The 13,413-nt window shown below is 36.8% G+C and carries 5 protein-coding genes; 1 reads left to right on the forward strand and 4 read right to left on the reverse strand.

Annotation, left to right across the window (positions count from 1 at the left end; genetic code table 11):
• Positions 1-20 precede the first annotated feature (20 nt).
• Complete coding sequence (gene rpoC / locus BN3004_RS01270; protein ID WP_082244036.1) at positions 21-3,740, reverse strand: DNA-directed RNA polymerase subunit beta'; 3,720 nt, start codon at positions 3,738-3,740, stop codon at positions 21-23.
• Between the two features lie 21 nt (positions 3,741-3,761).
• Positions 3,762-7,616 (reverse strand): DNA-directed RNA polymerase subunit beta, encoded by a 3,855-nt coding sequence (rpoB, locus tag BN3004_RS01275; protein WP_082244037.1) that lies wholly within the window; start codon positions 7,614-7,616, stop codon positions 3,762-3,764.
• 230 nt (positions 7,617-7,846) lie between these two features.
• Here rpoB and BN3004_RS01280 point away from each other — a divergent pair, with 230 nt between their 5' ends.
• Positions 7,847-8,512, forward strand: coding sequence for an MgtC/SapB family protein (locus BN3004_RS01280; RefSeq protein WP_058259477.1), 666 nt, complete (start codon positions 7,847-7,849; stop codon positions 8,510-8,512).
• 106 nt (positions 8,513-8,618) lie between these two features.
• On the opposite strand, the gene BN3004_RS01285 is transcribed toward BN3004_RS01280, so the two are convergent.
• A complete protein-coding gene (locus tag BN3004_RS01285; RefSeq protein ID WP_058259478.1) occupies positions 8,619-11,096 on the reverse strand; it encodes a Cna B-type domain-containing protein in 2,478 nt (825 codons plus the stop codon).
• 101 nt (positions 11,097-11,197) lie between these two features.
• Positions 11,198-13,219: a hypothetical protein gene (locus BN3004_RS01290; RefSeq protein ID WP_058259479.1), complete on the reverse strand. Its 2,022-nt coding sequence runs from the start codon at positions 13,217-13,219 to the stop codon at positions 11,198-11,200.
• Positions 13,220-13,413 lie beyond the last annotated feature (194 nt).

Raw genomic sequence — 13,413 nt, forward strand, 5'->3', positions numbered from 1 at the left:
ATATTTATTTTTTAAATATACTAATTATCTTTAGAAGACTTTCTTTCTTTTTCTTCGTTAAGTAGGTCTTTGATAATCTTATCTAGTTCGATAGCATCTTGATTATCCTTTACTTCTTCCTTAACGTCTTCTTCTTTCTTAGTCTTCTTATCTTTTTCATCTTCATCAAAGTCTTTAAATAGGTTTGTGTCATCTATCTCTCTCTTCTTTCTCTTCATTTCTTCTTCCATTTGTTTCTTCAAAACTGTTTCGTCTTCTTTAACTTTGATGTTTCTATACTTAAGCATGCCTGTACCTGCTGGTATGATCTTACCTATGATAACGTTTTCCTTAAGTCCTACTAACTCATCTTTCTTGCCTCTGATAGCCGCTTCAGTTAAAACTCTTGTTGTTTCTTGGAATGAAGCTGCTGATAAGAATGAATCTGTTGCTAGTGATGACTTGGATATACCAAGTAATATTCTCTTACCTTCTGCTGGTACTTTGCCTTCTTCTTTAAGTTTTTTGTTTTCATGAATGAAGTCGTATATGTTTACAAGTGCTCCTGGTAAGAATGAAGAATCGTTTTGTGCTTCTATCCTTACTTTCTTAAGCATTTGTTTACAGATGATTTCAATGTGCTTGTCATTGATATCGATACCTGTCATTCTATATACTCTTTGTACTTCTTTTATTATATAGTCTTCAACGCCTTCTACGCCAAGAACCTTCATGATTTCTTGAGGTGATGCGTTACCTTCTGTGATTTCTTTACCTTTTTCAATGTAGTCGCCTTCATGGACTTTAAGTCTTGCCGCATAATTTACAGGGTGATCAACTGCGATGCCTTCTTTGTCATCTGTAATAACAATGACTCTTTGTTGTGGATCGTCTTCGTTGATTGATACAGTACCTGAAATTTGAGCGATTTGCGCTTGTCCTTTTGGCTTTCTAGCTTCGAAAAGTTCTTCAACTCTCGGAAGACCTTGAGTGATATCGTCTGCGTTGGCTACCCCACCCGAGTGGAAGTTTCTCATTGTAAGCTGTGTACCTGGCTCGCCTATTGATTGAGCGGCTATAATACCAACTGATTCACCAATATTTACGATATTGCCTGTTGCCAAGTTTCTTCCGTAGCACTTAGCGCAAACGCCGTGCTTAGTTTGACAAGTAAGAACGCTTCTTACCTTAACTTCTTCTATGCCTATCTCTTGAATAAAGTGAGCTGTCTCTTCATCTATAAGTTCGTCCTTCTTAACGATGATTGAACCGTCTTTAGGATTTTCTATGTCTTCAAAAGCATATCTGCCTACAAGTCTTTCTTCTAGCTCTTCAAGAATTTCTTTGCCATCTCTTATAGTTCTAACAGTATGTCCTTGATCAGTGTGGCAATCGTCTTCTGTTACAATAACGTCTTGAGATACGTCAACCAATCTTCTTGTTAGGTAACCAGAGTCCGCTGTCTTCAAGGCGATGTCTGATAGACCCTTTCTAGAACCGTGTGATGATAAGAAGAACTCTAGTACTGATAGTCCCTCTCTAAAGTTTGACTTGATAGGGATTTCTACTGTCTTACCAGTTGATGATGCCATCAGACCACGCATACCGCCTAATTGACGGATTTGGTTCTTACTACCTCTGGCTCCTGAGTCCGCCATGATGAAGATGTTGTTTAATGGGTCTAGTGACTTCATAAGTGCTTCAGTAACTTCATCAGTGATGCCGTTCCAAATATTGATAACACCTTCGTATCTTTCTTCTTCAGTCATGAAGCCGTCTCTGTAAGCTCTTTCGTACTTTTCTACTTCCTTTTGTGCCTTGTCTATAAGCTCAGTCTTTTCCTTAGGAACTACAACGTCCGCCATAGATATAGATACTGCTGAAAGTGTTGAGTGCTTGTAACCAGTTGATTTGATGTGGTCTAGTAGCTTACTAGTAACAATGTTACCGTGCTTTTGATAGCACTTATCAAGTATAGTTCCCAAAGTCTTCTTTGAAACAACTCTGTCAATTTCTAGTGAGTATGGATCTTCTTCCCTATTTACAAAACCAAGGTCTTGAGGTATCTTCTTATTAAGAATGAATCTACCAACTGTTGATTCAACAAGTTTACCTCTGTCGTCTTCATCAAGTTTTACTCTAACCTTAACTTTTGCGTGTAGGTCAATAAGTCCTAATTGATAAGCCTTTATCATCTCATCATAATCTTCGAAGATGTGGCCTGAGCCCTTGCTTCCTTCTATATCAAGTGTCATGTAATAGCAGCCTAGTACCATGTCTTGTGATGGTATTGAAATTGGCTTACCATCCTTTGGTGCCAAAATATTGTTAATTGAAAGCATTAATAATCTTGCTTCAGCTTGTGCTTCTATTGATAGTGGTAGATGCACCGCCATTTGGTCACCGTCGAAGTCCGCATTATATGCTGAACATACTAGTGGATGTAGTTTTATTGCCTTACCTTCAACTAAAACTGGTTCAAAGGCTTGAATACCAAGTCTGTGAAGAGTAGGTGCCCTGTTTAACAGTACTGGGTGATCCTTGATAACGTATTCAAGTACGTCCCAAATATCTGATTTAGCTCTCTCTACCATTCGCTTAGCGCTCTTAATGTTATGAGCCTTGCCTGTTTCAACAAGTCTTCTCATTACAAATGGCTTGAACAGTTCTAGTGCCATCATCTTAGGAAGACCGCATTGGTAGAACTTTAGCTTAGGTCCTACAACAATTACAGATCTACCTGAGTAGTCAACTCTCTTACCTAGTAAGTTTTGTCTAAATCTACCTTGTTTACCCTTTATCATATCGGATAGAGACTTAAGCGGTCTGTTACCAGGACCAGTTACCGCTCTTCCACGTCTACCGTTATCAATCAGTGCGTCAACCGCTTCTTGAAGCATTCTCTTTTCGTTTCTTGTAATGATTTCTGGTGCGTTTAGTTCAAGTAGTCTTCTAAGTCTATTGTTTCTGTTGATAACTCTTCTATATAAATCATTTAAGTCGCTTGTCGCAAATCTACCGCCATCTAATTGAACCATAGGTCTTAAATCTGGTGGTATAACTGGAAGTGCTTCGATAACCATCCACTCAGGTCTGTTGCCTGATTGTCTGAATGATTCGATAGTTTCAAGCTTTCTTAAAACTTTGATCTTCTTTTGTGTAGATGCGCCTTCAAGCTCTTCTGTTAGCTCCTGTGCTTCTTTATCTAGGTCTATGGCCTTAAGCAATTCAAGTATAGCTTCTGCGCCCATCCTAGCATCGAATGAACCGTAGCCAAACATATCTATAGCTTCTGAATATTCTTGTTCATTTAAGATTTGTTTATACTTTAAGCCAGTTTTGCCTGGATCCATAACTATATATGAAGCGAAGTAAACAACGTGTTCAAGCTCTTTTGGTGAAACGTCAAGTACTATGGCTATCCTTGAAGGTGTTCCTTTAAGGTACCAAATGTGTGTACACGGACTAGCAAGCTCTATGTGGCCCATCCTTTCACGTCTTACCTTAGCTCTTGTAATTTCAACGCCGCACTTATCGCATATCATGCCTTTGTATCTAATCTTGTTGTATTTACCGCAGTGACAAGTCCAGTCTTTTACAGGTCCAAATATCTTTTCACAGAACAAGCCTTCTGCTTCTGGCTTTAATGTTCTGTAATTTATTGTTTCTGGTTTTTTAACTTCTCCCTTAGACCACTCTCTGATGTCTTGGCTTGATGCAAGGCCTATTTGAATACTGTTAAATTTATTTAATTCGAACAAATTACCTTCCTCCTTGTCTTTCTACAAAGAACTATCGTCATCTAGATCGTCTAGGTCTTCATCGATCTCGTCGATGTCGCTGCCTATGTCTAAATCGTCGTCCATGTCCAAATCTTCTTCATCTATATCTTCAAAATCTTCGTCGATATCTTCTTCGATGTCCTCATCGTCATCTTCATCGTAGTCATCTTCATCCACATCATCTTCGTCGTAATCAATATCATCTTCATCTTCATCTGTGCCCTTGGATGATTCTTCGTCAAAGAAGTTTACAAATTCTTCATCTTCTTTATAATCAGTGTCCATGCTCTTGAAGTCGCCTGCAATGATTTCTCTTTCGTTCATGAAATCATCTTCATCATCAAGTTCCATTTCATTGTCGTCTTGGTCAAGGACCTTAACGTCAAGAAGTAAACTTTGAAGTTCCTTTACAAGTACCTTGAACGATTCAGGTATACCTGGTTCTGGAATGTTCTTTCCTTTGACGATGGCTTCATATGTCTTAACACGGCCATTGATATCGTCGGACTTAACAGTTAGTATCTCTTGAAGTACGTGACTTGCGCCATAACCTTCAAGGGCCCAAACTTCCATTTCCCCGAATCTTTGTCCACCAAATTGTGCCTTACCGCCAAGTGGTTGTTGAGTAACTAGTGAGTAAGGTCCGATGCTTCTTGCGTGAATCTTTTCGTCAACTAAGTGGTGAAGCTTAAGCATATACATGTAACCAACTGTAACTGGATTGTCGAATAATTTTCCTGTTCTTCCGTCTCTTAGATAAATCTTACCGCTCTTTGGGTATCCTGCCTTGTCAAGCGCTTCAAGTATGTCATTTTCGTTAGCACCGTCAAATACTGGTGTTGAAACGTACATACCAAGCTTTTTAGCCGCCATACCCAAGTGAACTTCAAGTACTTGTCCAAGGTTCATACGAGATGGTACACCCATTGGGTTTAGTAGGATTTGTAGTGGTGTGCCGTCTGGTAAGTATGGCATGTCCTCTTCAGGAAGTATTCTTGAGATGACACCCTTGTTACCATGTCTACCGCACATCTTGTCACCAACAGAGATCTTTCTCTTTGTAGCGATATATACTCTAACCATCCTGTTTACGCCAGGTGATAGCTCATCTGCATTTTCTCTTGTAAATTCCTTAACGTCAACAACTATACCAGCTTCGCCGTGAGGCACCTTAAGAGATGTATCTCTTACTTCTCTTGATTTTTCCCCAAATATAGCTCTTAGTAGTCTTTCTTCAGCAGGTAGATCCTTTTCTCCCTTAGGAGTAACCTTACCAACTAAGATGTCGCCAGCCTTAACTTCAGCTCCAATCCTAATGATACCGTCTTTGTCAAGGTTCTTAAGAAGCTCTTCACTAGTGTTTGGAATATCTCTAGTGATTTCTTCAGGTCCAAGCTTTGTATCTCTTGATTCTGATTCGTATTCTTCTATATGAATAGATGTCAATACATCTTCATAAACAAGTCTTTCGTTGATTAGTATCGCGTCTTCGTAGTTGTAGCCTTCCCAAGTCATAAACGCTACTAATATGTTCTTGCCTAGTGACATTTCACCAAGGTTAGTGCTTGGTCCGTCCGCAATTACATCGCCCTTCTTAACCTTTTCACCCGCTTGAACTATAGGTCTTTGGTTAATAGTAGTGCCTTGGTTAGAGCTTGTAAATTTAATTAATTTATATGAATCAATGTTCTTGTCTTTATTTTCAATAACGATGCTCTTTGCATCAACTTTTTTAACAATACCGTCGTTTTTAGCAACAACACATACACCTGAGTCCTTAGCAGCCTTGTACTCAATGCCAGTCGCAACGATAGGTGCTTCTGTCATAAGTAGTGGAACTGCTTGTCTTTGCATGTTTGAACCCATTAGCGCACGGTTCGCGTCGTCATTTTCCAAAAAAGGTATCATCGCTGTACCAACTGAAACTATTTGTCTAGGTGAAACGTCCATGTAATCGATTTCTTCTTTTCTGAACATGTCCATCAAAGTATCGTTTTCAGCCTTACTTCTAGCAACGATGATGTCATTTTTAAAGTAGCCTTTTTCGTCAATTGGTTCGTTCGCTTGAGCTATGATGCACTCATCTTCAATGTCAGCGCTGATATATTCAATCTCATCACTAACTTTTCCTGTACCTTTTTCTACCTTTCTATAAGGAGCTTCGATAAAACCATATTCATTAATCCTTGCAAATGATGCTAAGGATGTGATAAGACCGATGTTTGGTCCTTCTGGTGTTTCGATAGGGCACATTCTAGCGTATTGTGAGTTATGAATATCTCTTACTTCAAAGCCCGCTCTATCCCTTGAAAGTCCTCCAGGTCCTAAAGCAGACATCCTTCTCTTGTGAGTTAACTCACTAAGAGGGTTAGTTTGGTCCATGAATTGAGAAAGTTGTGATGAACCGAAGAACTCCTTAAGTGAGGCAACTACTGGTCTTATGTTGATAAGACTTTGAGGAGTAGCAGCTTCAGGGTCTTGAGTAGTCATTCTTTCACGAATAACTCTCTCCATTCTGGAAAGACCAATTCTGAATTGATTTTGAAGTAATTCGCCAACGCTTCTTACACGTCTGTTACCTAAGTGGTCGATGTTGTCAAATTGACCAACACCACGCATTAGGTTGAATTGGTAGTTGATGCTACTAATTATGTCATCAATTTCAATTCTCTTTGGATATATTTCTTTAATATTTTCTATGATTAAGTTTTTAAGCTCTTCGTCGTCCTTAGCTTCGTCCATAAGTTCATGCATTAGTGGTGCATATATCTTATCCTTAAGTCCAAGCTCTTCAAAATTAACCTTTGTATCAAAAGCTTCAGGATATACAAAGTTATTGCCTACAACCCTGATCTCTTCACCATTGTCCAAAACTATGTCAATGGTATTAACAAAGTTATCTTCAATCTTTTGCGCCATAGGTCTATCAAGATGAGTGCCCTTTTCATAGATTAATTCACCTGTGATAGGGTTCACCGCATCCATGGCAAGAGTGTGATTTTCTATCCTTCTTGCTATAGATAACTTCTTGTTGAACTTATATCTTCCGACTTTAGCTAAGTCGTATCTCTTAGGGTCAAAGAATAGATTATTAAGTAGTGATTTAGCGCTGTCTACGGCTTCTGGTTCGCCTGGTCTAAGTCTCTTGTAGATCTCAATTAAAGCCTCATCTTGAGTCTTTGCGGTATCCTTTTCAAGAGTTGTTAATAAATCATTAGTTTCACCTAATGTTTCAACAATTTCAAGATCAGAAACAACACCTAAAGCTCTAAGAAGTGATGTGATGATAACTTTTCTGTTCTTATCAATCTTTACATATAAAGCGCCACTCGCATCAGTTTCAAATTCTAGCCAAGCCCCACGGTTTGGTATGATAGTTGCGCTGTAATCAAGCTCACCATTCTTATTGATTTCCTTCTTGTAGTAGCAGCCTGGCGAACGAACGACTTGTGAAACAACAACCCTTTCTCCACCATTGATTATGAAAGTACCCTTATCAGTCATGATAGGTATGTCTCCCATAAATACTTCTTGCTCTTTAACCTCTCCAGTGTCTTTGTTAATTAGTCTAACCCTTGCTCTAAGAGGAGCACTGTAGTTTGTGTCCTTAATTCTGGACTCTTCTTCAGTATACTTTAGTTCCTTTCCTATAGTATAATTGACAAACTCCAATACTAAGCTACCACCATTGTCATCAATAGGTGATATGTCGTCAAAAGCTTCCTTTAAGCCGTCATGTAAAAACCAGTCAAACGATGCAGTTTGTACCTCAATAAAATTTGGCATCTCGCAAGCTTCTTTTATCCTAGAATAACTCATTCTAGTTCTTTTTCCGTTTTCAACAGGATGTAGCATCCAAATATTCACCCCTTATCAAAATAACCTACTATATGTCGTACCCTAAATTAAGATTTTGAGAATAAAAACCCATTTTAAATCCTAATTATGCAATTTATAATTATATAATAAGTCAAGACGAATGTCAAGCATTTTTTTTGCAAATAATTAAAATATTTTTACAATTTTCATATTCTTTACCTTTATATATATATTTATGTTATAATACCTAATAGGATGGTGATTTGATGGAGACATTACATATTATTGGAAGACTTTTACTTGCAGCACTACTTGGAGCCTTGATAGGCATAGAGCGTGAAAGAAAAAACAGAGCGGCTGGTCTTAGGACTCACATCATCGTCTCGCTTGCTTCTTGTTTAATCATGCTCATATCTGTCGACGGCTTTGAAGGCTTCTACGGTGACAAGGGCTGGGACGCAACGAAGTTTGCCGGACAAGCCATAAGCGGTATCGGCTTTCTTGGTGCAGGCACTATACTGCAAAAGAAGGATGTTGTTAAGGGACTAACGACTGCGGCAACTCTTTGGCTTTGTGCTGCCAATGGTCTTGCTGTCGGTATCGGCTATTACCAAGGAGCAATTATCGCAACTATCATTTGTCTAATCACTTTAGTTAATTTAAAAGGGCTAAATGATTTCCTAAATAAAAGAGAATTAATTAAGTTTTACATGCAATTTGACAGTGAGAACTTTAAAAGCAGAGAATTTAAAGAATTGTGTATGAGCGAGGGCATCGAGGTGCGCTCACTTGATATACTTGAAGAGGACTTAGAAGATTGTTCCGCAATTGAATGTACTTTGTCTCTTCCTCACAATTACAATATTGATTCTTTTCTTGATATTCTTAAAGAAAACTTAAATTTAAGACGTTCAAAAGAAAAAAGTAAATAATCTTCTCGCAAAAAAGAACTATGGGCACGCCGCTCATAGTTCTTTCTTATTATATATAAAAATATCTGCTAAGCATATCAATCGCCTAGCAGATATCTTCTAAAATCTATTTAGTTTTACCCTCATTAAGTTTTCTCTTTACAAAGAATAGTCCGACTAGAACAACTAGCGCTAAGACTATGGATAAAGTTCCTTCTTCAACACCAGTCTTTGGTATTATGTGTTTTTCAGGCTCTTTATCTTTTTCTTTTGGCTCATCATCTTTATCTTTTGATGGTTCTTCCTCCTCTTCTTTTGGAGGTTCTTCGATATTGATTATACTTATACCACTATGCATATCACCTGAGTAGCTTACAGTGAATACTCTTTCGCCAATTGTGTATTGGCCACCTGCTTCACCTACCTCCTTAACAGTGTATACATGCTTATTGCCTTTAGCATCTTCTAGATCAAGATCTGTAAAGGCACCACTCCAGCCATTAGCCTCGCTAAGTGTGATGATTTTGCCAGTAGCAGCTCCGTCCATATATAATTCTACTTGAACTGCTTCCGTCTTTCCATCAGATCTCCAAACTTTATTAACTCCAAAGTCAATCTTTTTCTTTAGTGGAGAATTTTCTTTATTTATGATTACAAATGAATGATTCATATCACCTTCGTAGCTAACGTCGTAGTCACTGCCTGATATGCTGACCCTGCTCGATGCTTCGCCAACTTCTCTTACGCTGTACTCGTATTTAACGCCCTCCGCGTCATATGCAATTAAATCTTCAAAACGTCCGCTCCAGCCATTGGCCTCGCTTAGTGTAATCACATTTCCTGTTGCTCTACCGTCTTTGTATAGCTCAACTTGAATTTCATCAACTGGTATTTTATTTGTGACGTCCCAAACTTTTCTGACTCTGATATCTCTTCTTTGAGGCTTCTTTGGAGGCTCTTCTTTATTGATTATAGTGAAGCCACTATCCATATTGCCTCTGTATATAACTTCGTAGTATTCGCCAGATATTTCTACAGTGTAGAACTTTTCGCCAATTTCTTTAACACTATAATTATAGATGTGTCCGTCATCAGAGGCTTTTTCTAAGTTCTTGAAACTTCCGCTCCAGCTATTCGCTTCACTTAAAACTAGAGTATTTCCTGTAGCTTTGCCATCTCTATATAATTCTACTTCGATGTGGCTAATAGGCTTCATGCCTCTTATATCCCAAGCTTTTTCTACACAGATGTCTCTGTATTCTTTCTTTGGTTCTTCTGGTGGATTGTAGCTATTTGTGATAGTATAGCCATCAGTAGTAGCTTTGTAACTTACTTTAAATTCTTTGCCATCGAAAGTTATTTTATTATCTTTTTCTCCGACTTCTTTCACTGTGTAAGTGATTTCTTTATCGTTTTCGTCTTTGGCGTCAAGATTTTCAAATGTACCTTGCCAATTATTATCTTCATTAAGTGTTAATGTTTTGTCTGTTTTTTCATTATTTTTATATAATTCAACAGTAATTTCTTTTGCAAAGGCTTTTTTATCACTTGTATCCCAAACTTTACTTACTTTGATTTCTTTAGTTTCTTTTTTAGGTTCTTCAGGTGTGTTTATTATAGTAAAGCCGTCTTTTTCTGAACCTGTTATTTTAGAACTATATCCAGTAACAGTTTCTTCTTTAACTGTATAAGTTATTGTATTGTTATCATTAACTGTAGGTAAATCTTTAAAAGTATGTTTCCAATTATTATCTTTGTTTAATACAACCGAATCAACTTTATATTCTTTTTTGTCATAAATAGCAATTAAGTTTACAGTAATAGATACAGGACGAACTTTCTTTTCATCATCATTGTCGTTCCATTTCTTTTCTACAGAAACTTCAGTAGTAGGAGCCTCTGTCCCAAATTTTATTGTACCGTTACTGCCAATACCTGCTCCTCTTGTAGCTGAATAATTGCCCTCAATTATTGCCTTTCCTAAGGCTTCTGTAAGATTATTGCATTTGTCATTTGAATTTAATGCTAATTCAGAATTTTCTGGCAATGTCGCTTCTAGTTCATTATCTGGCAAAGGAATTATTTCAGAGCCTATTACTTTTTTCCAATCGTATGGTGCTCCACCTAACATCCTCTTATCAAGTTTATATTCCGCTTGTCCACTATGAGACATATAAAACTTACTTGACAATAAATAAACTGTCTTTCCCTTATCATTATTTCTTCCAGCTCTAGTATTGTTGCCATATATAGCAACACCATTGTTTACATAAAATTGTGTTTTTGATATAGGGCAACCAGCAAATCCAGCTCCTTCCTTATCAGAATTATTATTTCTTATTATAGCATTTGTTAAATATAACTCGCCATTTTCTCCATAAAAATGTGTGCCAGCATAGTCCCATGAAGCAGGGAAACCATTAACATAAATACCGCCACCGCCAAAAGCCATCTCTGTCTTACCAGTGCCACTCATCTTATTATTAGTTATTTTACCAGATGAGATATAAGCAATAGATTTGCCACCATCAAGTAGTCTACATTGTATAAAAATACCTCCACCTGAAGCTCCAGCAGTATTGCCATCAATAAGTCCACCTGTCATGTAAAGCTTATTTTGTTTATCAACTTGTCTTGTTCCTAAGCTTATTCCACCGCCAACTTCATCAGCAGAGTTGTTTAAAACTTTTGCATCTCCAGAGAAGTTTATCGTGCTTGCTCCACTAGCAATGATACCCCCCCCGCCGAATAAATTGCTCCGCCATACGCGTAATCAATTACTCTTTTTGCTTCATTATTTTGAACAACGCCACCAGAAAAATTCATTGTAGATTTATATAAATAAATACCGCCACCATAAGAAGCTTGATTTTCTTCAACAGAACCACCAGTCATATTGATAGTTGCTTCAAATGCATTTACTGCGCCACCTCTTGTAGCTGTATTTTTAATATCCATGATCTTGTTATTTCTTAATACAGCACCTTCATTAATATTAAGTGTTGCTCCAGAATTAACCCTAATTAAAGATTCCTTGATGCTTTCATTTGAATTAGATCTACCATCTATAATTATCTTTGATAATGTAGCAGTTTTTCCACTTGGAACATTGAATAAAAATCCACTATACTCCTTGCTTCTACAAATTTTTGCATTTGTATCTTCAAGAGAAATATCTCCTTCAATGTCTGTTTGACCAGTTACAACTATCTCTACAATGTCATTATTGCTTTGGGCTATCTCTTTTGCTTTTGTTAATGTCTTTACAGCATTTTCTTTAGATAGTCCATCGTTTTGGTCATCTCCAGATTTGCCATTCACATATACAGTATCGCTAGGCTTAATTCCACCTAAGTCTTCTATAATATCTAAATTGGTGTCATCTAACTCAGTTGGAGTTACTTCTTTAACATTGCCATCGTCATCCTTTAGACTTACATTGCTTACTTTAAATATTTTAACTTGATTAGCATCGCCTGAATAATTATTTTTTGGAGCCAATCTAGGTACTTGAAGTACCATCTTGCCATCTTCTGACTTCTTAAGATAAAAATCATAATGTAAAAGATATGGTTTTACTAGGCTGCTATCCGCCTTTTTATAATATTGAATCTCAATGTCTTCATATGGAATTTCTATATTTCTAAACTCTATCTTTTCTGACCAACTATGCTCATCAGAATTAAAAATCATCTTTTCCTTAATTGTTTCATCAACGCCATCAATATGAAGCTCATTAATAACAGTAAAATTATTTAATCTCCACTCGTCACGGTCAAAAACATTTTGATCATCTCTCGTCATCCAATAGTTTGAATATGTTGCGATAAGGTTCTCAAAATCTGTAAAGTCATATCTACTTATATTAAAACTTAAATAATGTTTTGAATTAGGATCACCAACTACTTCACCAACTTTTTCTTCGTTTATTTCTATTGCTTCTTCAAAATTACTTTCCTTTACTCTTAGTGAATCTTCTTTTTCACCTATGCTTGGCAATTCTAAAACTGTTTTTTCTGCGTTTGTTTCTAAATACAAATCAAAATTTTCAGATTTCTCGTCAAAGCTTGATCCATCTTCTCTACTATAGTACTTTACTTCTAGTTCATTGCTTAGTGTTTCAATGCCTTCGAATTTTAGATCTCCAACAAAATCAGCTTTTTCTACTGAATAAGTGATTCTTTTTTCTATACTTTCTTCAGACTCGCCCTTTATATGAACTGTATAAGTGATATTTAAGTCCTTTACTTCTTCTGCCTTTTCTTCTTGAGAGCCTTCTCCGCCACCTGATGGCAAGACTACTGCTTCTTCATTTTCTTCTTCACTTGATTCAGCTTCGTCATTTACTTCATCTATCGGTTTTACTTCATCTACCGGCTTTGCTTCTTCAGATGAATTTTCTTCACCTTCTGTTACTTGGCTCAAGTCAACTACTGTATCATTGTCATTAACTTGATTTGCTTTGCTATTAACATCTTTATTTGCATCTGCTTCGCCATTAGCCTCTTTATCACTAGCCTTTTCATCTGTCTTTTCACTTTCGCTCTCACCCTCATCATGCTTTTGATAAATTTCGTTCAATGCGCTCGCATCTCTTTCAAGCTCGAAGCTTAAATTATATTTCGTTTCTTCGCCTTCTTCTGCACGAACAAGCAAGTTTCTTGGCACTTGGCTTAGTACTAGTACCATCAAAATCAAACAAGCTAATATTTTCCTTCCTTTTTTCATGATTCCCCTTCTTTCTTTAATTGATATTACGATTTTTAAAATAAATTAGTCCGTAAATCGTGATATTTACTAACTTTCATTAATTATCTTGCATTATATATCTTATGAATAGATATGTCAAGTAAAAGTATCACAAATATATAAATTTATTTGATTTATTTATGTATATTTTATTTTATCTTAATAAAAGTGAG

The organism is Fenollaria timonensis, assembly GCF_001457835.1.
Taxonomy (GTDB): Bacteria; Bacillota; Clostridia; order Tissierellales; family Peptoniphilaceae; genus Fenollaria; species Fenollaria timonensis.

Excerpts from the sequence above, each read along its gene's own strand:
- rpoB (WP_082244037.1), bottom strand. The coding sequence starts at position 7,616 with ATGCTACATCCTGTTGAAAACGGAAAAAGAACTAGAATGAGTTATTCT.
- BN3004_RS01280 (WP_058259477.1), top strand. The coding sequence starts at position 7,847 with ATGGAGACATTACATATTATTGGAAGACTTTTACTTGCAGCACTACTT.
- BN3004_RS01285 (WP_058259478.1), bottom strand. The coding sequence starts at position 11,096 with ATGACAGGTGGACTTATTGATGGCAATACTGCTGGAGCTTCAGGTGGA.
- BN3004_RS01290 (WP_058259479.1), bottom strand. The coding sequence starts at position 13,219 with ATGAAAAAAGGAAGGAAAATATTAGCTTGTTTGATTTTGATGGTACTA.